Source organism: Trinickia dabaoshanensis, assembly GCF_002879885.1.
Taxonomy (GTDB): Bacteria; Pseudomonadota; Gammaproteobacteria; order Burkholderiales; family Burkholderiaceae; genus Trinickia; species Trinickia dabaoshanensis.
Genome location: NZ_PNYA01000032.1, coordinates 64,428 through 87,501 on the forward strand (window position 1 = coordinate 64,428; position 23,074 = coordinate 87,501).

The 23,074-nt window shown below is 61.3% G+C and carries 20 protein-coding genes; 13 read left to right on the forward strand and 7 right to left on the reverse strand.

The window, feature by feature from the left end:
• Positions 1–23: 23 nt before the first annotated feature.
• Positions 24–803, reverse strand: coding sequence for an SDR family oxidoreductase (locus C0Z18_RS27465; protein ID WP_102648588.1), 780 nt, complete (start codon positions 801–803; stop codon positions 24–26).
• A 187-nt stretch (positions 804–990) separates the two neighbouring features.
• On the opposite strand from C0Z18_RS27465, the gene C0Z18_RS27470 reads away from it, so the two are divergent.
• Entirely contained in the window at positions 991–2,664 is a 1,674-nt protein-coding gene (locus C0Z18_RS27470; protein ID WP_102648589.1) for an electron transfer flavoprotein-ubiquinone oxidoreductase, read from the forward strand.
• Positions 2,665–2,757: 93 nt separating this feature from the next.
• On the opposite strand, the gene aroC is transcribed toward C0Z18_RS27470, so the two are convergent.
• From aroC to C0Z18_RS27485, 3 genes are all read right to left on the reverse strand, one after another.
• A complete protein-coding gene (gene aroC / locus C0Z18_RS27475) occupies positions 2,758–3,858 on the reverse strand; it encodes a chorismate synthase (RefSeq protein ID WP_102648615.1) in 1,101 nt (366 codons plus the stop codon).
• Positions 3,859–3,979: 121 nt separating this feature from the next.
• Positions 3,980–5,917, reverse strand: coding sequence for an MFS transporter (locus C0Z18_RS27480; protein ID WP_102648590.1), 1,938 nt, complete (start codon positions 5,915–5,917; stop codon positions 3,980–3,982).
• 4 nt (positions 5,918–5,921) lie between these two features.
• On the reverse strand, positions 5,922–6,380 hold the full coding sequence (locus C0Z18_RS27485) for a CBS domain-containing protein (RefSeq protein ID WP_102648591.1): 459 nt from the start codon (positions 6,378–6,380) through the stop codon (positions 5,922–5,924).
• Between the two features lie 178 nt (positions 6,381–6,558).
• On the opposite strand from C0Z18_RS27485, the gene C0Z18_RS27490 reads away from it, so the two are divergent.
• The 3 genes from C0Z18_RS27490 to C0Z18_RS27500 all read left to right on the forward strand — a co-directional run bounded on the left by C0Z18_RS27490 (position 6,559) and on the right by C0Z18_RS27500 (position 9,181).
• Positions 6,559–7,887 carry an O-acetylhomoserine aminocarboxypropyltransferase gene (locus C0Z18_RS27490; RefSeq protein WP_102648592.1) on the forward strand — a complete coding sequence of 443 codons (1,329 nt, stop codon included), beginning with the start codon at positions 6,559–6,561 and terminating at the stop codon, positions 7,885–7,887.
• Entirely contained in the window at positions 7,884–8,720 is an 837-nt protein-coding gene (locus C0Z18_RS27495) for an alpha/beta fold hydrolase (protein ID WP_102648593.1), read from the forward strand. Before C0Z18_RS27490 ends, C0Z18_RS27495 begins: the two co-directional genes overlap by 4 nt.
• A 140-nt stretch (positions 8,721–8,860) precedes the next feature.
• Complete coding sequence (locus C0Z18_RS27500) at positions 8,861–9,181, forward strand: Mpo1-like protein (RefSeq protein WP_102648616.1); 321 nt, start codon at positions 8,861–8,863, stop codon at positions 9,179–9,181.
• An 8-nt stretch (positions 9,182–9,189) separates the two neighbouring features.
• On the opposite strand, the gene C0Z18_RS27505 is transcribed toward C0Z18_RS27500, so the two are convergent.
• Positions 9,190–10,491 carry a YihY family inner membrane protein gene (locus C0Z18_RS27505; RefSeq protein WP_102648594.1) on the reverse strand — a complete coding sequence of 434 codons (1,302 nt, stop codon included), beginning with the start codon at positions 10,489–10,491 and terminating at the stop codon, positions 9,190–9,192.
• Positions 10,492–10,581: 90 nt separating this feature from the next.
• Here C0Z18_RS27505 and wrbA point away from each other — a divergent pair, with 90 nt between their 5' ends.
• The 4 genes from wrbA to C0Z18_RS27525 all read left to right on the forward strand — a co-directional run bounded on the left by wrbA (position 10,582) and on the right by C0Z18_RS27525 (position 13,957).
• Positions 10,582–11,184 (forward strand): NAD(P)H:quinone oxidoreductase, encoded by a 603-nt coding sequence (gene wrbA / locus C0Z18_RS27510; RefSeq protein ID WP_102648595.1) that lies wholly within the window; start codon positions 10,582–10,584, stop codon positions 11,182–11,184.
• Positions 11,181–11,600, forward strand: a complete 420-nt coding sequence (locus C0Z18_RS27515) for a DUF2069 domain-containing protein (RefSeq protein ID WP_102648596.1) — start codon at positions 11,181–11,183, stop codon at positions 11,598–11,600. The genes wrbA and C0Z18_RS27515 overlap by 4 nt, the downstream gene beginning before the upstream one ends.
• A 15-nt stretch (positions 11,601–11,615) precedes the next feature.
• Complete coding sequence (locus C0Z18_RS27520) at positions 11,616–13,052, forward strand: FAD-binding oxidoreductase (RefSeq protein WP_102648597.1); 1,437 nt, start codon at positions 11,616–11,618, stop codon at positions 13,050–13,052.
• A gap of 80 nt (positions 13,053–13,132) precedes the next feature.
• A complete protein-coding gene (locus tag C0Z18_RS27525; protein ID WP_102648598.1) occupies positions 13,133–13,957 on the forward strand; it encodes a metallophosphoesterase in 825 nt (274 codons plus the stop codon).
• A 29-nt stretch (positions 13,958–13,986) separates the two neighbouring features.
• Here C0Z18_RS27525 and C0Z18_RS27530 read toward each other — a convergent pair whose 3' ends face one another.
• Entirely contained in the window at positions 13,987–15,705 is a 1,719-nt protein-coding gene (locus C0Z18_RS27530; RefSeq protein ID WP_102648617.1) for a sensor histidine kinase, read from the reverse strand.
• Positions 15,706–15,958: 253 nt separating this feature from the next.
• Here C0Z18_RS27530 and C0Z18_RS27535 point away from each other — a divergent pair, with 253 nt between their 5' ends.
• From C0Z18_RS27535 to C0Z18_RS27560, 5 genes are all read left to right on the forward strand, one after another.
• A complete protein-coding gene (locus C0Z18_RS27535) occupies positions 15,959–17,194 on the forward strand; it encodes an acyltransferase family protein (protein WP_158244315.1) in 1,236 nt (411 codons plus the stop codon).
• A 564-nt stretch (positions 17,195–17,758) separates the two neighbouring features.
• Positions 17,759–18,829 carry a nucleotidyltransferase family protein gene (locus tag C0Z18_RS27545; RefSeq protein WP_158244316.1) on the forward strand — a complete coding sequence of 357 codons (1,071 nt, stop codon included), beginning with the start codon at positions 17,759–17,761 and terminating at the stop codon, positions 18,827–18,829.
• A 13-nt stretch (positions 18,830–18,842) separates the two neighbouring features.
• Positions 18,843–19,994 carry an SGNH/GDSL hydrolase family protein gene (locus tag C0Z18_RS27550; protein ID WP_102648602.1) on the forward strand — a complete coding sequence of 384 codons (1,152 nt, stop codon included), beginning with the start codon at positions 18,843–18,845 and terminating at the stop codon, positions 19,992–19,994.
• Positions 19,995–20,313: 319 nt separating this feature from the next.
• Entirely contained in the window at positions 20,314–21,270 is a 957-nt protein-coding gene (locus C0Z18_RS27555) for a hypothetical protein (RefSeq protein ID WP_102648603.1), read from the forward strand.
• A 600-nt stretch (positions 21,271–21,870) separates the two neighbouring features.
• On the forward strand, positions 21,871–22,500 hold the full coding sequence (locus C0Z18_RS27560) for an ion channel (RefSeq protein ID WP_158244317.1): 630 nt from the start codon (positions 21,871–21,873) through the stop codon (positions 22,498–22,500).
• Positions 22,501–22,887: 387 nt separating this feature from the next.
• Here the strand turns inward: C0Z18_RS27560 and C0Z18_RS33685 are convergent.
• The coding region (locus tag C0Z18_RS33685; protein WP_233217519.1) for a hypothetical protein at positions 22,888–23,074 on the reverse strand (187 nt) is incomplete at its 5' end.

The following is a 23,074-nucleotide window of genomic DNA, read 5'->3' on the forward strand; positions in this document are numbered from 1 at the left end:
CCGGCGGGGCTAAAAGCGAAGCCTCAAGCGAGGCCGAACCCGTCGTCCGCCGCGATCACGGCGCCATTGATGAATTGAGATTCGTCGGCGGCGAGCAAGAGCAGCAGCCCGTCGAGATCCTCCGGGCGGCCCACGCGGCGCCGGGGCAACATCGACAGCAGCTTCTGTCCTTGATCGGTCGACCAATGGTGATGATTGATCTCCGTATCGATATAGCCCGGGGCGATCGCGTTCACGTTGATGCCGTGCCGTCCCCACTCGAGCGCCATCGCTTTCGTCATGTGGACGACCGCCGCCTTGCTCATCGAATATAGGCCGATCTGCGGCAACACGCGCAGCCCCGCCACCGACGCGATGTTGATGATGCGGTACGCGGGCTTCTGCGCCCCGCCGGCCGAGCGCATGATCATGCGCTTGGCCACTTCCTGCGCCACGAAAAACGCGCCGCGCGTATTGGTATCGAATACGTATTCGTAGTCGGCCGGCGTAACTTCGGAGAGCTTTTGCGTCGTCGAGACGCCGGAGTTGTTCACGAGGATGTCGATCGTGCCCGCCTCGGTTTCGGCATGCGCCACGGCCGACTTGATGCTTTGGTAGTCGGTCACGTCCAGCGAAACCACGTGGGCCGCGCCGCCCGATGCCTCGATTTCAGCGCGCAATTCTTTCAAACGATCCACGCGGCGGCTCGCCAGGACGACCTTCGCCCCCGCCTGCGAGAGCACCAGGGCAAAGCGCTTGCCCAGCCCGCTTGATGCGCCCGTAATCAGCGCGACCTTGCCTTCCAGGTTGATCGAACGGCCCATTCTCGTTCCTTTAATCGATGAAGTTGTGCAAAGCGCGATCGAACGCGGGACCCGCCCCGAGGGTTCCGCCACTCTACCACGTAAATAGAACGATCGTGCTAATCTTGATCCATGCGGTTGCAGCGTCCCTACCGTTCGCTGACAATACGAACCCGAAAAAAAGCATTCTAATGGTTAAGGAGCCCCAATGACCCCCGAAAGTCTGATCGAGCAGTACGGCCCGCGCGAGTCGATGGAATACGACGTCGTCATCGTCGGCGGCGGCCCCGCCGGTCTGTCCGCGGCCATCCGGCTCAAGCAGCTCGCACAGGAAAAGGGCGTCGACGTCGGCGTGTGCGTGCTGGAGAAGGGTTCGGAGATCGGCGCGCACATCTTGTCGGGCGCCGTGATGGACCCTCGCGCCATTAGCGAGCTCATCCCCGACTGGAAGGAGAAAGGCGCGCCGTTGAACGTGGAAGTGACCGAAGACCGGTTCCTCTTTCTGACGCAAAAGGGCGCGGTCAAGACGCCGAACTGGGCGCTGCCGGACAACTTCAAGAATCACGGGAACTACGTCATCAGCCTCGCCAACGTCACGCGCTGGCTAGGCCAGCAAGCGGAAGCGCTCGGCGTCGAGATCTTCCCCGGTTTCGCAGCCGCCGAGGTGCTCTACAACGACGACGGATCGGTAAAAGGCGTCGCCACGGGCAACATGGGGATCGGCAAGGACGGCGAGCCGACCGAGAACTTCCAGCTCGGCATGGAGCTGCACGCGAAATACACGCTGTTCTGCGAAGGGGCACGCGGGCATCTCGGGCGTCAGTTGAACGCGAAGTTCAAGCTCGACGAGGGCGCCGACCCGCAGGTCTACGGGATCGGCATCAAGGAGCTCTGGGAGATCGATCCGGCCAAGCATAAACCAGGGCTCGTGATCCATACGGCAGGCTGGCCGTTGGACACGCAAACCTACGGCGGCTCGTTCCTCTATCACATCGACAACAATCAAGTGATGGTGGGCTTCGTCGTGGGGCTCGGCTATACCAATCCGTATCTCTCGCCGTTCGAGGAATTCCAGCGCTACAAGACGCACCCGGAAATCCGTCAATTCCTCGAGGGCGGCAAACGTCTGTCATACGGCGCCCGCGCGATCACGGCAGGCGGCATCCTGTCGCTGCCGAAGCTCGTATTCCGGGGCGGCGCGCTCGTCGGCGACGATGCTGGTTTCCTGAATGCCTCGCGCATCAAAGGCAGCCATGCGGCGATCAAGAGCGGCATGCTGGCGGCCGAAGCGGCATTCGACGCGGTGCAAGCGGGCCGCCAAGGCGACGAACTCGCGGCCTACCCCGATTCGTTCAAGCACTCGTGGCTGCACAAAGAACTGCATCGCGCGCGCAACTTCAAGCAGTGGATGAGCAAGGGGCTGTACCTGGGCACGCTGATGGTCGGCATCGAGGAAAAGCTGCTGGGCGGCAACGTACCTTGGACGCTCCATCACCAGCACCGCGATCACGAGATGCTCAAGCCCGCTGCGCAGTGCACGCCGATCGACTATCCGAAACCGGATGGCAAACTGACGTTCGATCGGCTTTCGTCCGTCTTCCTCTCGAACACGAATCATGAGGAAAACCAGCCCGCGCATTTGACGCTCAAGGACCCTTCGGTGCCCGTGAACGTCAACCTGCACACCTACGCGGGCCCCGAGGGGCGCTACTGCCCCGCTGCCGTGTACGAGTTCGTCAAGAACGACGATGGCGCCGAGCGGCTCGTCATCAATGCGCAAAACTGCGTGCATTGCAAAACGTGCGACATCAAAGACCCGACGCAAAACATCGTGTGGGTGACGCCTGAAGGCGGCGGCGGACCGAATTACGCGAATATGTAACCGGCCAAGCCGCAACGAAAACGGGCCGCTTCGCCGGCGGCCCGTTACGCTTCACCCGCGAACGCCTTCGCGGGCCCATCGACCGTGTTCGCCTCAGGGCGCGCTGGCCGGAATTTTCGGCGTGGCCACGCTCACGTCGCCGCATTGCGCGCGGTGACGCAATGCATGGTCGATCAAGACCAGTGCCAGCATTGCCTCGGTGATCGGCGTCGCGCGAATGCCGACGCATGGGTCGTGGCGGCCGAACGTCTCGACGATGGACGGTTGACCTTGCTTGTCGATGGAGCGGCGCGGCGTGCGAATGCTCGACGTGGGCTTGATCGCAATCGACACCGTAATGTCCTGGCCGGTCGAAATTCCCCCGAGCACCCCGCCCGCGTGATTACCGACGAACCCCTGCGGCGTCAGTTCGTCGCCGTGGACCGAGCCACGCTGAGCGACGCTGGCGAACCCGGCACCGATCTCGACGCCCTTCACCGCGTTGATTCCCATCATGGCGTGTGCGATATCGGCGTCGAGGCGGTCGAACAGCGGTTCACCCCACCCCACCGGCACGCCCGTGGCCACCGTATTGATGCGCGCGCCGATCGAATCGCCGTCCTTACGCAGCGCGTCCATGTACGCTTCGAGCTCCGGCACGATATCGGCGTTCGGCGCAAAGAACGGATTTTCGCGGACATGCGACCAGTCGACGAACGGAATCTCGATCTCCCCCAGCGCGCTCATATAGCCGCGCACTTCGACGCCGAACTTCTCGCGCAGCCATTTCTTCGCGACCGCGCCGGCCGCCACCGTGGGCGCCGTGAGCCGGGCCGACGAACGTCCGCCTCCGCGGTAGTCGCGAATACCGTATTTCTGCCAGTAGGTGTAGTCGGCATGCCCGGGCCGGAACGTCTCGACGATGTTGCCGTAATCCTTGCTGCGCTGGTCGGTATTGCGGATCAAAAGCGCGATAGGCGCGCCGGTGGTCACGCCTTCGAATACGCCCGAGAGGATCTCCACCTTGTCCTCTTCCTGGCGCTGCGTCACGTGCCGCGACGTGCCCGGCTTGCGGCGATCGAGCTCGCCTTGGATGTCGGTTTCCGAAAGCGCCATCCCCGGGGGGCAACCGTCGATCACGCAGCCGATCGCCGGCCCGTGCGACTCGCCGAACGTCGTGACGGTGAAAAGCGTGCCGAGTGTATTGCCGGACATGAAGGTGGCCTCGAGAGAATGAATGAGCAAGAAGGGGCAAGGCGATATTATGCCTTGCCCCGCGCCCGCGGCGGGCGCTACCGGGCCAAGCGCGCGCTAGCGCCGGACCGTGTGGCGCGCGCTAGCGCCGGGCGCCGCGCAGTTCGGCCACGATGGCTTGCAGCGCCTCGGGCGTGGCGGCGGTGGGCTCGAGCGGCTCGGCAACGGCCAGCGTGAGCCGGCTCATGACGCCCTTTCGCAAAGGGCGGGGCCAATGCGCATCGGCATGACGGGAAAACACGCTGCCCCATAGCCCGCGCAGCGCCATCGGCACGACGGGAACGGGCGTGCGCTCCAAGATCTGCGTGATGCCGTGGCGGAACGTGTTCATTTCGCCGTCGCGCGTGAGCTTGCCTTCCGGAAAAATGCAGACGAGCTCACCGTCGGCCAACGCCGCGGCGCAGGCCTCGTAGGCCTTGGCGAGCATCACGGGATCTTCATGCGCCGGCGCGATCGGGATGGCTTTCGCGTGACGAAACAACCAGCCGGAGAACGGCGAGCGGAAGATCCGATGATCCATGACGAACCGGATCGGCCGCGGGCTCTCGGCCATGATGACGACGGCGTCGGCATAACTCACATGATTGCAGACCAGCACCGCCGCGCCTTCCTCGGGAATGCGCTCGGCATGCACGAGCCGAATCCGATAAAACGTATGTACGAGCACCCAAGCCACGAACCGCAGCAAGAACTCGGGCACCAGCGAGTAGATGTAGCCGGCGACGACGATATTGAGCAATGCCGTGACCGCGAAAATCCCCGGAATGCTCACACCGAGCGAAGTCAGCCCGATGGCCATCAATGCCGACACGATCATGAAGAAGGCATTGAGAATATTGTTCGCGGCGATGATGCGCGCCCGGTGAGTGCTTTGGCAGCGGCTTTGGATCAACGCGTACAGCGGGACGCTGTAGAAACCGCCGAACATCGCGAGCAAGAACAGATCGGCGAGGATGCGCCAGTCGCGCGCACGGGCCAGGAATTCGCCGACACCGATCAACCGCCCCATGGGGGCGTACCCGCGACTTGCCCAGTAGAGGTCGAGCGCGAACACGCTGATGCCGATCGAACCGAGCGGCACGAGTCCGATTTCGACACGCCGCTTCGAAAGCCGCTCGCACAGCAGCGAGCCCGTTCCGATCCCCAGCGAAAACGTGGCGAGCAGTACCGTGACGACATCGGGATTGGCCGATAGGACATCTTTCGCGTAGTTGAAAAACGACGTGAGAAACGTCGCGCCGACGAACCAGAGCCAGGAAATGCCCAGCAAGCTCAAAAAGACCGTACGGTTCGTCCGCGCGAGCGCCAAGTTGCGCCAGGTCTCGGTGAAGGGGTTCCAGTTGATCCGCAACTCCGGCTGCGATGCCGGGGAAACAGGCACACCGCTGGAAATGTAGCGCCCGGCGAGCGCTACGAGCAAACACACGCCGGCCAGCACCCAGGCGCCGTGCTCGGGCGCTCCGGCGGCGGCACCGCCGATGATCGTGCCGATCAGGATCGCCACGAAAGTGCCCATTTCGACGAGACCGTTGCCGCCGACGAGTTCGCGATCGTCCAGATGCTGCGGCAGATACGCGTATTTGACCGGCCCGAACAGCGTCGAATGCACGCCCATGAGGAACGTGCACAGGAAAAGCAGTACCGCATGATGCGTGATGAAACCGGCGCCGCCGATCAGCATCACGACGATTTCGAATGTCTTGACGAAGCGTGTCAGCGTGGCTTTGTCGAATTTGTCGGCGATCTGCCCGGACGTGGCGGACAGCAGCACGAACGGCAGGATGAAGATGGCGGAAATCAGGAACGCGGCCGTCTTCGGATCGATGCCCGAGAACCGCGCGGCCTGGTAGGTCACGAGCGAGCTGAACCCAACCTTGAAAACGTTATCGTTCAGCGCGCCGAGAAATTGCGTCCAAAAGAACGGGGCGAATCGCCGCTCGCGAAACAGCGAGAATTGGGAATGGTTTTCGCGCGAGGCGCGACGCGGCAACGAAGCGGCCGGCAACGGTTGATCACTCATGCGGTCAGCGCGTCTCCCTCGATTGCCCTTCCTCGGGCCAATCGCGGATATAGGCCTTGAGCATGCGGTTTTCGAAGCTCTGCTCCTCCACCACCGCCTTGGCCACGTCGTAGAACGAAATGACGCCCATCAACGTGCGGTTTTCCATCACCGGCAGATAGCGCACATGGTGCTCGAGCATGATGCGGCGCACCTCGTTGACGTCCGTTTCGGGCGTACAGGTAATCGGATGGTCGTCCATTACCTTGCGGATCGTGGCCGTGCCGACGGTGCCGTCGTTCTTCTTCAGCGTCAGGATGATCTCGCGGAATGTCAGCATGCCGACGAGATCGCCGAATTCCATGACGACGAGCGAGCCGATGTCATGCTCCGCCATCGTATTGACGGCATCGTGCAGCGCCGTGTCGGGCGTGACCGTATACAAAGTATTGCCCTTGACCTTCAGGATGTCGCTGACTCTCATGTCTATCTCCCGGTGATGCTTGAGTGGATCGGTCGATGCTAGCGGAAAGGCTTCTAAAAGGAAAGCGAGGCGCCCATCGGCCGGACGGCCGGCGAGGCATGCTTCGAGCCGATCCGGCACCAGCCGATGTTACGATGGCCGCCACCGCCACCTTTGCCGGGTTCGCCCGGCCGACGACATGTCCGCCAACCGCTTCGACACGCTCGCGCTGCACGCCGGCGCGGCCCCCGATCCCGCCACGGGCGCGCGCGCCACGCCAATCTACCAAAGCACCGCGTTCGTCTTTCGCGATGCCGACCACGCGGCCGCCCTATTCAACATGGAACGGGCGGGCCACGTCTATTCGCGCATTTCGAATCCGACCGTCGCCGTTTTCGAGGAGCGCGTCGCGGCGCTCGAGAACGGGGTGGGCGCGATCGGCACCGCGAGCGGTCAAGCTGCCCTGCACTTGGCCATCGTCACCCTGATGGGCGCCGGCTCGCACATCGTCGCCTCCAGCGCTTTGTACGGCGGCTCGCATAATTTCCTGCATTACACGCTACGCCGCTTCGGCATCGAAACGACGTTCGTCGCGCCGCGCGACCTGGACGCATGGCGCGCGGCGGTGCGCCCGAACACGCGCCTTTTCCTCGGCGAAACGCTCGGCAATCCGAATCTGGACGTGCTCGACATCGAGGCGCTCGCGCAAATCGCGCACGCCCATGCCGTCCCGCTGCTCGTCGATTCCACGTTCACCACGCCGTATCTCATTAAGCCGTTCGAGCACGGCGCCGACTTCGTCTATCACTCGGCCACCAAATTTCTCGGCGGCCATGGCACGACGATCGGCGGCGTGCTGGTGGATGGCGGCACCTTCGATTTCGCGGCGTCCGGCCGGTTTCCCGAATTCACCGAACCGTACGACGGTTTTCACGGCATGGTCTTCGCCGAGGAAAGCACCGTCGCGCCGTTCCTGCTGCGCGCCCGCCGCGAAGGCCTGCGCGATTTCGGCGCGTGCCTGCACCCGCAAGCCGCCTGGCAGTTGCTGCAAGGCATCGAGACCTTGCCTCTGCGGATGGAGCGGCACGTCGCCAATACGCGCAAAATCGTCGAATTCCTCGTAGGCCATGCGGGTGTCGAATCGGTTGCGTATCCCGAACTCGACTCGCACCCCGACCACGCGCTGGCCATGCGCCTGCTGCCGCGCGGCGCCGGCGCCGTGGTCAGCTTCAATCTGCGCGGCGATCGCGCGGCGGGCCGCCGCTTCATCGAAGCGTTGACGCTGTTTTCGCACCTCGCCAACGTAGGCGATGCGCGCTCGCTCGTCATCCATCCGGCCTCGACCACGCATTTCCGCATGGATGCCGCCGCCCTGGCCGCGGCAGGCATTGCCGAGGGGACGATCCGTCTGTCGATCGGCCTCGAAGACCCCGACGATCTCATCGACGACCTGAAACGCGCGCTGAAAGCGGCAGGTAAGACCACGGCGAAGCCGGTCCCGAGCGCGCCGTCGAAGGAGCAGCCGTGAACCTGACCGTCCAAGGCAAAATCGCCTATGCGTACACCGGCGGCAAGCGCTTCGACGCGGCGCTGCCGACCGCCGTCTTCATCCACGGCGCTCAGCACGACCACAGCGTTTGGGCACTGCAAAGCCGATACTTCGCCCATCACGGCTGGAACGTATTGGCGCTCGATCTGCCCGGCCACTGCCGCAGCGAAGGGCCCGCCAAGACGACGATCGAGGCGCTCGCCGATTGGCTCGCACAGGTGCTCGATGCGGCCGGGGCCGAACGTGCGCTGGTAATCGGACACAGTATGGGCTCGCTCGTGGCGCTCGACTTCGCCGGCCGCTATCCCGAGCGCGCGCTCGGCGCCGCGCTCGTGGCGAGCGCCGTGCCCATGGCCGTCTCGGACGCCCTACTCGACGCCGCCCTCAATCGCGAGCCCGAGGCGATCGATCTCGTCAATCGATGGTCGCATTCGAGCATTGCGGCCAAACCGTCGTGCCCCGGTCCGGGCTTTTGGCTGCATGGCGTAAACCAACGGTTGATGGAACGGGTCGCGGCTCGCGGCGAGCCGAGGCTATTCCATACCGATTTCGCCGCCTGCAACAGCTACGCGGCAGGTTTGGAGCGCGCCGCGCAAGTGCGCTGCCCGGTGCGGCTCGTGCTTGGCGCGAAGGACATGATGACCCCGGCACGGGCCACGCGCGCCCTGGTCGATACCTTGAAAGGGGCGGGAGCGGCGGTGGATGTCGTGACCCTCGATGCGGGACATGCGTTGATGAGCGAGCAGCCCGACGCCACGCTCGATGCGCTTTACGCGTTTGCCGGCAAGGCCGCCGCGGCACAAGAGGCCTGACGACACGCGTGGGCCGGTGCGGGAGCGACTCGGCCGGACGGCCGGGTTGCGCCTGCGCGGCAATCGCCCGACAATGGATCTCGTCGGCGCGCATGCCAGGGAAGTCGGCGTGTGCGCCATCGGCGCAAACGGAGGAAGCGATGACTCACGGCGCTCATACGGCCCATTTCGCGAGTTTCAGCGAGTTCTACCCCTTTTATCTCGGCGAGCATCGAAATACGGCCTGCCGCCGGCTGCACTTCGTGGGCTCCCTCGGCGTGATCGGATGCCTAGCGATGGCTGTCGCCACGGGCGGCTGGCTCTGGCTGCCGGCTGCGCTCGTGTGCGGCTACGGCTTTGCCTGGGTCGGCCACTTCGTCTTCGAGAAGAACCGCCCCGCCACGTTCCGGCATCCGCTTTACAGCTTGATGGGCGATTGGGTGATGTTCAAAGACATTTGCGTCGGCAAAATCCCGCTATAGGGGACGCGCTAGGCCGGCTGATGCGGCCACGGTGCCCGCACCGGCTGACCGTCGCGCCCGAGCGGCTCGCGCTCGTTGCGGGCCGCCACTAGCGTCGCGATCGTCAGCTCGAGCTTCGGATTGTGCAGTGCATCGAGCAGTAGCGCGGTATCGACGCGCGTCGAATCGAGCCGCAACTGGTATTCGAGTTCGCCCCGATCGATAACGAATATATCGAATAAGCGTCCCACGGTAATCTGCGTCGGGTTCGCGATCAGCACGAAACGTAGCTCGGAGTCGTCCGCGAGCCGCGTCACCCACTCGCGCCGCGCAAGCTTGCCCAAGAGCCGCGTAACCGTATCGATATCGCAGCGAAGCATGCGAGCAAGCTCCATCGGCGTGCGGCCGGGCTGTCCCGCCTCACGGGCTTCGTCCAGCCGAACGAGCAACTCCAGCGCATCGAGCAAGTCGCTGCCCGCGTAGTGGCGCCGATGAAACTGCCCCACGCGAATCGCGGGCAACGCCGAAACGAACGTCGCCCCGGCAAGCGTGATGAACCAGCACAGATACACCCAGAGCAGGAACATCGGCACGAGCGCGAAAGCGCCGTATACCGCGGTGTAGGTCGGTATCCGCCGCACGTAGAAGCCGAAGCCGCGCTTGGCGAATTCGAAGGCGATCGCGGCCAGCAGCCCGCCCACCACGGCGTCGCGCCACTGCACCGCGCAATTGGGCAGGTACACGTAAAGCAGCGCGAAAGCGAGCGCGGTCAGCGGCAACGCGGCGCCGGTCAGCGCCCATTCCAGCAATGAAGGTACGTACCCACCGGCGAGTACGCTGGAGCGGGCGAACAGATAAGACGAGATCGACAAACTCACGCCGATCAGGAGCGGGCCGAGCGTCACGATCGCCCAATACACGAGCACGCGCTGCGCGAGCGGACGCGGCTTGGCCACGCGCCAGATCACGTTGAAGGCCGATTCGACCGTCATCATCGTCATGACCGAGGTGACGAACAGCACGATCATGCCGGCTGTCGTCAGCCCTTTCGCCTTCGAGGCGAACTCGTTCAGATACTTGAAGATCTGACTGTTGATCTGATCGGGCATCAAATGCTGCGCGAGGAACGTCTGCAGCGACGCCTGGAACTGGGCAAAGATCGGAAACGCCGTGAACAGCGCGAACGCAACCGTCGCGAGCGGGACGATCGCGAGCATCGTGGTGAACGTGAGGCTTCCCGCGACTTGCGCGATGCGGTCCTCACGGCTGCGCTTCACGGCAAAGCGCCCCAGACGTTTGAGCGTGTCCAATTCGGAGCTGAGCGTCCGCAAGAATCGTTCTCCTGATAGTTCGACGGCGGCGTGGGCCGGCGGCTAGCGGCCGGCGTGCCCCTATAATAAGCCGCTCACGACCACGCCCTTATGAAAGACATTCTCATACTCTATTACAGTCGGCACGGCGCGACGCGCGATTTGGCCTTGGCCGTTGCCCAAGGTGTGGACAGCGTACCCGGCATGCAGGCACGCGTGCGTACCGTGCCCGCCGTCTCGGCCGTGAGCGAAGCCGTCGAGCCGGCCATTCCGCCCGATGGCCCGCCCTACGCCGAAGCGCGCGACCTCGAGGAGTGCGTGGGTCTGGCGCTCGGCTCTCCCACCCGCTTCGGCAACATGGCCGCATCGCTGAAATACTTCCTCGACGGCACGGCCCCGCAATGGATGAGCGGCGCCCTAGCCGGCAAGCCCGCCTGTGTATTCACGTCCACCGGTAGTTTGCACGGGGGCCAAGAATCGACCCTGCTGTCGATGATGCTGCCGCTGTTGCACCACGGCATGCTGATGCTCGGCATTCCTTACACCGAGAGCGCGCTGTCCACCACGCAAACCGGCGGCACCCCTTACGGCGCCTCGCATGTCGCGGGCGCCGGGGCGCGCGAATCGGCGCTCTCTGCCGATGAAAAGATGCTCGCGGTGGCGCTCGGCGCGCGCCTTGCGCGCACGGCGTCGATGCTGGCGGGCCGCTCATGACGGCCAACCGGGCAAGCGAGGCATCGCAGGCCGTCGCGGCACGCGGACATTGGGCGCGAGGCGCGACGCTCGCGCTCGTGGCCTTGATCGTGCTCGCGGTGCTGTGGGAGTGCTGGCTTGCCCCGCTCCGTCCCGGTGGCTCGGCATTCGTGCTCAAGGCTGTCCCGCTTCTTTGCGCGCTGCCCGGCGTCTGGCGACGCAAGCTCTACACGTTGCAGTGGGCGTCGATGCTCGTGTTGCTGTACATGGCCGAAGGCATCGTGCGCGGTATGACCGACGCCGGCGCGTCGGCGCGGCTCGCCTGGATCGAAGTGGCGCTCGCGACGAGCTTTCTCGCCTGCGCGCTCGCCTATGTCGCCCCGTTCAAACGCGCGGCTCGCGCGGCTCGCCGCGAAGCCGGCACCGCCGGCCAGTAGCTACAAACGTTCATCATGACCGACACCCTATCGCCTACCCTCACCGCGTTCGTCAGCGCTTGCCGCGATGCCATCGGCGCCGCGCATGTGCTCACGGAGCCGCACGATACCGCGCCCTTTTTGACGGATTGGCGGCGCCGCTACACCGGCGCCGCCTGCGCCGTGCTACGCCCGGGCACGACGCAGGAAGTCGCCGCGATCGTTGCACTCGCCAACGCGCATCGTGTCGCACTGGTGCCGCAAGGCGGCAACACGGGGCTCGCGGGCGGCGCGACGCCGGATGCGAGCGGAAGCCAGGCCGTCGTGAGCCTTGCGCGGCTAAACCGCGTCCGCGCGATCGATGCCCACAACAATACGATCACCGTCGAAGCAGGCGTCGTTCTAGCCGAAGTGCAAAATCACGCACGCGCGGCCGACCGGCTGTTTCCGCTGAGCCTCGCCGCCGAGGGCAGTTGCACGATCGGCGGTAACCTCGCGACGAACGCGGGCGGCACGGCGGTCCTTCGGTACGGCAATACGCGAGAGTTGTGCCTCGGCCTGGAAGTCGTCACGCCGCAAGGGGAAATCTGGGATGGGCTGCGTGCGCTGCGCAAGGACAACACGGGCTACGATTTGCGCGATTTGTACATTGGCGCCGAGGGCACGCTCGGCATCATTACCGCGGCCGTGATGAAGCTTTACCCATTGCCGGCGGCGAGTGTCACGGCGCTGGCCGCCCTCGCCTCGCCGCACGCCGCCTTGGATTTTCTCGCATTGGCGCACCGCTACGCGGGCCCGCTGCTGACGGGCTTCGAACTGATGTCCGATTTTTGCCTGCAGCTAGTGGGCAAGCACTTCCCGCAAATGCGTTATCCGTTCGGCGAACGGCACGCGCAGGTCGTGCTGCTCGAGCTCTCCGACAACGAAAGCGAAGCGCACGCGCGCGCGCTGTTCGAACAGTTGATGCAAGAAGCGCTCGAATCGGGCCTCGTCGAGGATGCCGTCGTGGCCGAAAACCTCGCGCAATCGCGCGCGTTCTGGGACCTGCGCGAGCATATCCCGCTCGCGCAGGCCGAGGAAGGCTTGAACGTCAAACATGACATCGCGGTGCCGATTTCGAGCATCGGCACGTTCATCGAGCAGACCGACGCGGCCATCGCGCAAGCGATACCGGGCGCCCGCATGGTCACGTTCGGCCACCTCGGCGACGGCAACCTCCATTACAACTTGCAAGCCCCCGAAGGCGACGACGCGCCGGCGTTTCTCGCGCGTTATCAAGCGCAATTGAACCGCATCGTCTACGACAGCGTTCATCGCCATCGCGGCACGCTCAGCGCCGAGCACGGTATCGGACAATTGAAAGTCGACGATGCGGCGCACTACAAGTCGCCGGTCGAGATGGCAATCATGCGCACGCTGAAGGCCGCGCTCGATCCGCTCGGCCTGATGAACCCGGGCAAAGTGCTACGCTAAGCATCATCGACGGGCCGTGCGCCATAGCGGGCGCCGCGGCCCATTCCCTCACCGAGTCAGATCGCGCCAACGGGTGCCTCGTGAAAATCCGCGTGTTGTCCGACCTGCACCTCGAGTGCGACGAGCCGGAAGTCATTCCCCATGCCGATGCCGACTTGATCGTGTTGGCCGGCGATATCCACAACCATGCCGAAGGCATCCGCTGGGCTGCCGAAACGTTCGGCACCCATGCGCCTGTCGTCTATGTGCCCGGCAATCACGAGTATTACGACGGCGAGTTCGGCGCGCTCGAAGTCGCCATGCGCGATGCGGCGGCGAGCGTCGATCGGGTCCACTACCTGAACAACGAGACGCTGGTCGATCCCGACGGCCGTTGGCGAGTGCTCGGCACGACGCTATGGACCGACTTCGAATTGTTCGGCTCGAACGAGGAAGCCGTCGCAGCCGCGATCGCCGCCGCGCAAAAGGTGATGCTCGATTTCCGCGGACCGATCCAAGTGACCTGGCCGTCCGGCGTTCCGGGCTCGTCTGCACAGGCCAACGCCCCGCGCCTGTTCGAGCCGGCCGATACGCTGGCGATGCATCGCCATGCGCGCGACTGGCTCGCGCGCGAGCTGGCACGGCCGTTCGGCGGCAAGACGATCGTCGTCACCCACCATGCGCCGCATCGCGCGAGCCTTGCGCCACGCTACGCGGGCGACCTCGCATCGGCCGGATTTATCAGCCACATAGCCGAGCTCGTCGGGCCGCCTGTCGACCTATGGATTCATGGTCACACGCATACGCCGTTCGATTACGAGGCAAACGGCACGCGCGTCGTCTGCAACCCGCGCGGCTATGTGGACCGCCGCCGCAATCGGCTCGAGAATCCGCTATTTGCTTGGGACAAAATCGTCGATCTCTAATGCCAAAGCTTCGCTCGCGCGAACGAACGCTATGACAACTCGCGCTCCTGCGCGGCTTGCAATGGGATACGGACTTCGATGGTCGTGCCGCGCCCGGGCGCCGAATCGATGCGCAGTTCGCCATCGACGAGATAAGCACGCTCGCGCAGCCCGGCCAGCCCGAACGACGCGGCCTTGCGCGGCCGCGCGGGATCGAACCCGACGCCATCATCGCGTATCGTCAGCACGACCCGGTCATGCGCACGTGCCACGCCGACCTCGACATGCGTGGCATGCGCATGGCGTGCGACATTCGTCAGCGACTCCTGCAAAATTCGAAACGTCGCGGTCGCGTACGGCTCCGTAAGCTCGATATCCGGCGGATCGAGCGTCAAGTTGCACGGCACCCCGGTGCGCTGCGTAAAGTTTTGAACGAGCCATTGCACCGCGGCAACGAGACCGAGATCGTCGAGCACGAGGGGCCGCAAATCGGATGCGATCCGCCGTGTCGATGCGACCGCTTCGTCGAGCAACGCGCGCATCGCGGCGAGCCTCGACCGAGTCGCCGCGTCCTCGGGCGCACCCGCCGTCGCTTCTCGCAGCCAATCGGTCTCGATCCTCAACGTGGCAAGGGTCTGCGCGAGTTCGTCATGCAATTCGCGAGAGATCCGGCGCATTTCCTGTTCTCGGGCCGAACTGCTCATCGCGGCCACCTCGCGCAGCTCTTTCTGTGACAAAACAAGCGCGGCCTGTGTGCGCTGACGCTCCGTGACCTCGCGCAGCAAATCGCGATTGGACTCCGCCAATGCGGCTGTACGCGCCTGAACGCGTTGCTCGAGCAATGCCTTGGCCTCGTTCAATTCCATCGTTCGATGCTGCACGAGCTGACGCTCGGCGCGCTCGCGTCCGAGCGCTTGCACCACGCGCGCGTAGAGCTGGATATTGTCGAACGTCATCGCCACGAGCACGAAGCTCGATGCGATGAGACCGTAAATGCGCCCCGCGTAAAAACCCAAGTCGAAACGCGCGTGATTCAGCACCGCCGACAGCGCGATGTCGAAGACCCAAGCGCAGAGCACGACGATGAGCCAGAGGTCGAGGATCGTGCGCGCGCGCCGTGCGATCAGAATCGCCAACGCGACGAAGTTCAGCAACCAGACGATCGACACCACTGGGCGGATCCAGCCCGCTTCGTGCGAGCCGCGCATGAGCGGGGGTAGCCATGGATGGCCGACCGTCGCGATGGCGGTCATCAGGCAAGACAGCGACACGGCCAGCGCGATGCAGATCGCGGCGTTGCGCCACGGCGAGGCCGGCCGAACGCATTCGGCGATCGGGCGCGCACGCGCATAGGCGATTACCGCCAGCGGGAACGCCCCGTGCCACATCATATAAAGCCAGGCGGTGGTCTGGGGGCCGGAACCGAGCAGACCCGTAGGCGAAAACAATCCAGGAAAGGACAGCGTGTGGGCGATCGCCATGCACGCGCTCAGCAGATAGCCGCCGGCAAGAATAAGGAGCGGCCGGGAAAAAAGAATGTGGTATTGGCCGATGAATAGCGCCGCGGTCAGCAAATCGCATACGGCGAGCGCGGACTGATAGATCGGCACGAATGCCCAAACCATCGGGAGCGACCACTTGGCGAACGGCGCCAGCACGGCGAATACGATGACGGATACCGCGACGGCACCGAGCGCGAGTTGGCGCTCTCGGCGGCCGGGCCGCAACGTCGAAAGAAAAATCCGTGTTTCGTCCGCCGACTCGCTCAACTCACCTCCCGGCTCGCGCGCTAGCCGCACGCTCTGCAGCATGACATTCCATTATGGGATGCAGCCCGGCGCGAGGAAAGCGGGAAACTACGGGATTGCCGCCGAGAACCGGATGCGACAGGGCGGCGGCTCCCACATACTCCGCCTGCGCGCTTGAATACTGGCCGGTTGTAGCAGACGCCGGATCAAGATAGTCTGCTTGGCTTTAAACGCCCAAAAAGCCCCATACGCCATGCGACCCACGATTCTTCCTTTGACGAGTCTCAGAGGTATCGCCGCCGTCTTAGTTGTAATCAACCACGCGAGCCTGCTGATGCTCCCTCTGGGTCTTACGCGCGCCCGGCCGGCATTGATCAAAACGGGCATCCTTGGCATGACGATCTTCTTTGTGCTCAGCGGTTTCGTTATGTACTACAATTATGCTCATCGCATAACCACCGAGCGTCGCGAAGGCACGCTGCACTTCGCGGCCGCGCGATTTGCACGCCTTTATCCGCTCCTGCTCGCCTACGTCTTGCTGAATTTCGCCTTGAATGTGGGACGCGCCCTCGTAAGGGGTCACTCAACCGAGGCATCCATCTACGTCGCTACGCTGCCGCTCTATCTGCTCGGCATTCAGTCTTGGCTGTACGCTGTCATCGGCAATACAAACGTGACGATCTCTCAGGCTCTCGGCAACCCCGCATGGTCCGTTAGCACGGAATTATTCTTTTATATGTTGTTCGTGCCGTTAATCATTATGCGAAAGGCGAGCACGCCGTCGATCTCGCGCGGGATCGTCATTGTGATCGCATCCATCACTGCGCGCGGACTGTTCCTCCTTGCGGCTGGGACGAGCGTCCTCCAGCACTGGATCGCCATGAAGTTTGGAGAGTCGCCGTTGCTGAACGTCTACGAGTGGCTCGTTTATTACTGCCCCTATGGACGCTGCTTCGAATTCCTCGCTGGAATCGGCATCGGCGAGATATGGCTCGCCCGTCGGCAAAACCTATGCTCGCCGGCATTGGATTTTTTTGGAAAAACCGCGGGAGTATGTGGATTGGCTTACATCGGCGCGTCGTTCGTCAGCGAAATCGGTTTTTCGATACCCTGGTTATTCGAAGGCGCCGCCATGCACTTTTTCTACATCATCGCAGTCCCGCCAGCGATTTATCTCATGAGCCGCGAACGCGGTTTGGGTGCAAAATTTTTATCGCTCGCACCGTTACTATTGCTCGGCGAAATCAGTTACTCGCTATATTTCGTTCATACACTGGTCTTCCCCATGTTCAGGGTTTCTCCCGAGACGGACATCGCCCAACACTTGCCGAGCGTCGCTGGACGTTGTGCGGCGTTCACGGCAATTACGCTCTCCGTCTCGACGCTGGTCTATCGACTCTATGAAAAGCCAGCCCGTGCCGCACTCTCGCGTGTGTTGGGCATTGGCCAACGCCCGATAGAACCACGCCCCGCCAGCGGGAAGCCACTGAGCGGCGTAGTCCGCCCATGACCACAACCACCGTTTGGTACGTGTCGCACGACGGTTTTAAGCGTTTGTTCCGTTAAAGATCACCACCTTTTAGCTGCCAATAGCGGTCCGAACGCCGTCATCGAATAAAAATTACACGCACCCCGTCCCTATATTTCGATATTCAGCACACCGAAATATCAGCATCGAACGCCGAACTACCCGTCGCTAGCATTCTGACCTATGGTATTAAGTCAGCAATTTCTGCGACACCCAAAGATATGAAAGCAGTTTTGCTTGCTGGCCAGCCTGACGAGCACTCGAACCGCCGAGAAGACGCGCGCGGGACCGGCCGAGGGTCAAAATCGCCAGCGCCCCGACTCCGCAGCACCACCCTAGGTCCATTCGAAACAAGCCATAAACGATTTCATTGTTTACTCCGACCTCAAGAGATATGCAATAAAGGATTTCTTCACAAATCATTTTCCGCATATGTCGACTATCAATCCGATCTGCGCAAATAGGTGCCGCAGGCCCGGGATCCGCCGGCCCTATCGAGCGGGCTCCGATTGCTTCGAGAACGATGTATTGGCTGGAGGGACAACCTTGGCAAACGCGCAGATCGACAAACTCAAAGTCTCGCTGAACGACAGCCTGTCCGACGTCGTCAGATGCATCCAATTCAGCGGATCCCTCGGTTGCGCGCTGATCTACGACGACGAGGGCCGCTTCCTCAATATCGCGACCGACGGCGACGTTCGCCGTGCGTTCTTGGAAGGAAAGCAGCTCAATGTTACGGCGCGCCATATCAACGAACTGAAGCTGCGAAGCTCCCGGCCCAGGCCCATCGTGGCACCCGTCAATTCGTCCAGAGCCGAGCGATGCGCCCTGTTCCGCAAGCATTTGCTGCGTCAATTGATACTGGTGGACCATCGGGGTGTACCCGTTGAGGTCATCGATCATCGAAGCATCGATTCGTCACCCGCGTACTGCAACCGCCCTTTCACGGCGGTGGTGATGGCGGGCGGCTTCGGCACGCGGTTGCGTCCGCTGACGGAAAACACGCCGAAACCGATGCTGCATGTCAACGGGCGGCCGATGCTCGAGATCAGCATCGAAAAACTCGTGAACCACGGCGCACATCGCATCTTTATCACGACCCACTACCTGCATGAGAAGATCGTCGATCACTTCGGCAACGGTGAGCGGTTCGGCGTGCCGATCGACTATATTCACGAACAGGAGCCGCTCGGCACCGGCGGCGCGCTCTCGTGCCTGTCTCATCGCGAAGACGCCACCCTGGTGTTCAACGGCGATATCTTGACCAATCTGGATATCGGCATGTTCCTCGCCTACCACCTGCGTACGGAATCGGCCATGACGATCGCGGCGACGCGGTACAGCTTTCAAGTGCCGTTCGGCGTCATCGAGGCGGCCGAGTCGCGCGTCACGCATATCGAGGAGAAGCCGACGCTCAGCTATCTCGTCAATAGCGGCATTTACTTCCTGTCGCCCAAGGTGTTCGCCACTCTACCCAAGGAGGGCGCGTACCACATGACGGATGTCACACACGAGCAGATTCGCCGTGGCGGACGCGTGTCGTGCTTCCCGGTGTTCGAACATTGGCTCGATGTCGGCCGCCCGAGCGACTACGACCTCGCCCCCACACTCTTTTGAGCGGATCTGCATCATGCGTAGCATCGTGAAAGCCCGATACGACACTTGGCTGCGCAGGGCTCGAGCCCCCATCGCAGCGATCGCCATTGCAGTGCTCACGGCTTGTGGAGGCGACGACGCCCCCTCACCCCCGACGAACGCGGGACCTCCCGGCGGTATCGTGCTGCAAGTCGTTTCCTTCGGCGACAGTCTCTCGGACGTGGGCACCTACGGGTGGTACGCCGAACCGAACTTCGGAGGGGACCAGTTCACGACGAATCCCGGGCAAGTGTGGGCCCAAAGCGTAGCAACGTACTATGGCGGTTCGTTGACGCCGGCGCGCAACGGCGGATTCACATTGACCGGCGAAACGGATGCGGGCGGGCTCGGTTTCGCCGAAGGAGGCGCCCGGGCGACGCTTCAACCAGGGTTAGGCGCTCCGGCGCTAAGCGCGACGCCGATCGACACTCAGATCGCAAACTATCTCATTCAATACAAGCGCTTCAACTCGAACCAGCTCGTACTTATCGACGGGGGCACGAGCGATCTGTGGGTGGCGATAAACACGTTTATCAAGAACGGCAACAATGCGTCGTTCATCGGTCAGGCGGTCGCGGCCGTGCAAGGCGCCGCTAATGCGCTTGCAGCCGCTGTCGATACCGTGGTGCAAAACGGCGCCACGCAGGTCGTGCTCGTGAACGCACCGGACCTCGGCGCAATGCCCGCGGGACTCAGCCTAGGCGGAGGATACTATTCGTCGTTTTTGAGTCAGTTGAGCAATCTGTTCAACATGACGCTGACACAAGCGCTATCGAATGCCGGCATTTCGAACAAGGTGATTTACGTGGACGCCTATACGTTCATCGACAATCTATTGGCGAGCAATAACGCCGCAGCGGTAGGCTTCACGGTTACGAACACGGGGACCGCCTGCAACGTAGCGCGAATGCAAGCGGCGGCCACCGCCTACGGCCAAGCCAACGCGAGCGCGCTCAACGGTATGACACCGGCTGCGTTCGGCGCATCGATCGCTTCGTCGCTGTTTTGCACGCCGGCAATGTATACGGTGGCCGGGGCGGATCAGACCTACATGTTCGCGGACGGGCTTCACCCCAGCACCAAGCTACACGCACTACTTACCCAATACGTCGAACAACGGATCGCCGCCTCCGGTATCGGGAGGTGAGCAATGCGTTCGGTGCTTTGCCCGCGGCGAGCGATCCTTCGCAGAAAAGCAAACAGCCCGATCGGTATGAACCGATCGGGCTGTTTGCGTCAAAGTGACCATCGCATGGAGCCCCATCCTAAGGATCAGGCTCGATGCTCGAAACGATTGGTCGGAGCGATAGGCGAATTTACGCCCCTGATCTGAACATGTATTGACTTTTCACGGCAGCTTGATAGCTATACGATAGTCGGAACATCGCTCGCGGGTACGGGCGACTTGACACGAACTATCACGGTGACCAGCGAGCATGCAGATTCGGGGAAACGAAAGAGTAAAGATGGAGCGACTCATTGCCAACATTGTCAATGGCCAGTTTGGCGAAACAGATGTCGATCTGCTACTGATCAAACTGCGCGAATTCGCTGGTCGTCACCGAATCTTCAGGGAAGTTGCTGACTTCGTCGCACACAACGATGCGCGCGACAGAGGAATTTTTAATGAGACCATTGAGGCAATAACGCTCAGCCTTCGGTTTTTGCACGATTACTCATTTAAAAAACAAAGCTTAAATTTGCTCGAGCCATTTCCTTCCTACATCAAGAAAATGCTCAAATATCAAGCCGATAGGTGTGATGCGAGCGAACTCCGTGGCATGTTTCGCGCGACACCCGAACGCATGAAATCACGCATCGAAAAGCTGTTATCGGAAGATAAAGCGACGCGAACCTGCACCTTATCCAAAGGCGCGGGGACGGAAACGCTCGATGCGATCAGATTTCTAGCAAATGCGATTCGAGTGACTCCGGCTTTCGAAAGCCATCAATTTCACGATGAACTAATGGAAATATTAAATGAAAATCATTTCAAATTTGATCAAACAGCCCTTTCAAATCAAAGCAAAAAAATCAGTCTGTGCATCCTTACCCTCTTGAACGGCGCAAAGTTTAATTTCGATGCAATGCATTCAGCCAGCTGCAGAATTCATTGTCAGAATTTATCAGTTATGCAAAGCATCACAATTATCGACAACAACGGCCGACCGTTGACCACTCCAACCGGGGAATCACACGGAAATTTATTGCTACATGGCCACGTCGATTTCGCCAACGACTTTGGCAACACGATTACTTGGGTGTTCCCGGTCTTCGATCCACATTTGGCAGTAAGTGACTGGTGCGACGACAGCATCTATCGGCGTGATGTATCTGAGGGAGGATATGTGCGCCGTCATGCAGATTTCAGTGGAACACTAGGCGTTAACGACGCATTCCGCCTTTATCGAGTTGCAGAATGACAGATGTTGCCATGCTGTCCATCTTCGGCCGCTCTCATCCGCACAATTGCTTCGAGTGACATTTATGCCCGACCCGACGTTCGGCTTGGCGTCCGTTTTAAGCGTGCTGGTCGTTGCCAGCGGCTTCAAAAGGATGGAAACAAAATGACAGAATCTGGGCTTGACGGGCGTCATCGCAACCGAGCCGGTCGCATTCGACAAAAGTGCCGCGACACGGCAACGCTTGAACAGATGCGCCGCGAAACTGCGAAAATTAGCGAAAGGCATTCGCAACACGGTCGAGCCGAAAAGGTAGTCAACCGTAGAAGAACTGCCAATTGGAATGATCTCGCATTCGTACACGCTGCCCTCGGCCTGTCGCGAGATGGCTGCCTGATGCCTGCAGGTTTCGTACTAAACGCCGTTACTGATTAGGATGTACCCACAGATGTCCTCCGTAAGTCAGCGCCGGCTAACCCCGGCCTCATCCGTTCATAAATAATCACACCAAATCTTATAAAAATGCAGAATAAACCGAGCCTTTATAGATCGTTCATCGATGGTTGCGCAAGACTCAAAGAACCCGAAAACATAATGCTACTTTTCGTTAATTGCGCACTTATGGTTCTTCCAACTGTCGTGGCGTGGGTGTACAGAGGTCACGGGAATAAATCACCCGCATTCTATCTTTTATCACTTTCAGGGGTCGCTCTTTATGTTTGTATTTTATGTAGATGCATAAATCCCCAATTCACGAAGAGTGACTCTTTTCGCCTCGAAGGAATTATCCCTACCCTCTACGCACTTACCTTTATTTCATTGATATTATTTTATGCCTCAGGCTGGTATTTTCTGGGAAATTACAACGGCCATCAATGTAGCGATGGAGACTGCGATTTCAAAGAGGCATTTTATTTCTCAGTAGCAACATCCACTACCGTCGGCTACGGTGACTTCTTCCCAAAAACAGACGCAGCTAGAATTTTTGCGTCCATCCAAGTCCTAACCAGCTTGTTTCATGGACTGTTCGGGCTCGCCTTCTTGATGCGTCATCTCGTTGCCCCCGGCTCCACATCCTACGTTTTTTATCGAGAGTTAAGTGACAAAAAATCAAATTTAAAAATTTCTAAAAAAATAAAAAGAGAACCGATAGAGACATGGCATGAAAAAGTCGGCGACCTGAGGCAGACCGGGAAGCGTCACGCTTACTCGGTGGACCAAGGCAAGGAGAACAGTTGGCTGGAAATTTAGCCATCCCTCGTCCAAGCGTGGCCGAACATAAGCTTTAGCTCTCTCTGCATCTGCCCACGGCCCACGCTTCTGCGCGCCGATCGTGTTGTCATTACGCAGGTCTAGTGGATCTCGGTTTATCAAGTCGTCCCTTTCCGCTACCCTGAGCCCCCCCTGTCGAAAGCGCGGATCAATAACGCGGGCCGCAATTCAACGCTCACTATCCACAACGGAGCTCGCGATATCTACGGCGGGCTGCGTGCAACAAGCGGGCAGAAGGATCGCCCGGTGCGCGAATTCTATATCCCCGCTGGCGCAACGTTCACGCTGAAGGAGATCAGGCCGGGAAGCTACGATGTTCGCTACGAGTATCTGAACGACGGCAGCAAGCAGAAGACCGATCCCCTTTCATTGACCGAGCGCGAGACCGGGGACGGAATCGAGTTTTCGAACAGGATCATCACGCTTTAGCAGGCTGTTGAAGTATCGCCGTCGTGGCGCAGCGGTGGCTTTCCACAGCGCTGCCGTGCCGATTCGGGTCATGTCGTTTTGATGCTGGATTTCTTTAATTCTGACCGATTCGATGTCATTTGCT

Coding starts and splice junctions, on each gene's coding strand:
- C0Z18_RS27465 (WP_102648588.1), bottom strand. CDS start 803: ATGGGCCGTTCGATCAACCTGGAAGGCAAGGTCGCGCTGATTACGGGC.
- C0Z18_RS27470 (WP_102648589.1), top strand. CDS start 991: ATGACCCCCGAAAGTCTGATCGAGCAGTACGGCCCGCGCGAGTCGATG.
- aroC (WP_102648615.1), bottom strand. CDS start 3,858: ATGTCCGGCAATACACTCGGCACGCTTTTCACCGTCACGACGTTCGGC.
- C0Z18_RS27480 (WP_102648590.1), bottom strand. CDS start 5,917: ATGAGTGATCAACCGTTGCCGGCCGCTTCGTTGCCGCGTCGCGCCTCG.
- C0Z18_RS27485 (WP_102648591.1), bottom strand. CDS start 6,380: ATGAGAGTCAGCGACATCCTGAAGGTCAAGGGCAATACTTTGTATACG.
- C0Z18_RS27490 (WP_102648592.1), top strand. CDS start 6,559: ATGTCCGCCAACCGCTTCGACACGCTCGCGCTGCACGCCGGCGCGGCC.
- C0Z18_RS27500 (WP_102648616.1), top strand. CDS start 8,861: ATGACTCACGGCGCTCATACGGCCCATTTCGCGAGTTTCAGCGAGTTC.
- wrbA (WP_102648595.1), top strand. CDS start 10,582: ATGAAAGACATTCTCATACTCTATTACAGTCGGCACGGCGCGACGCGC.
- C0Z18_RS27515 (WP_102648596.1), top strand. CDS start 11,181: ATGACGGCCAACCGGGCAAGCGAGGCATCGCAGGCCGTCGCGGCACGC.
- C0Z18_RS27520 (WP_102648597.1), top strand. CDS start 11,616: ATGACCGACACCCTATCGCCTACCCTCACCGCGTTCGTCAGCGCTTGC.
- C0Z18_RS27550 (WP_102648602.1), top strand. CDS start 18,843: ATGCGTAGCATCGTGAAAGCCCGATACGACACTTGGCTGCGCAGGGCT.
- C0Z18_RS27555 (WP_102648603.1), top strand. CDS start 20,314: ATGGAGCGACTCATTGCCAACATTGTCAATGGCCAGTTTGGCGAAACA.
- C0Z18_RS27560 (WP_158244317.1), top strand. CDS start 21,871: ATGGTTCTTCCAACTGTCGTGGCGTGGGTGTACAGAGGTCACGGGAAT.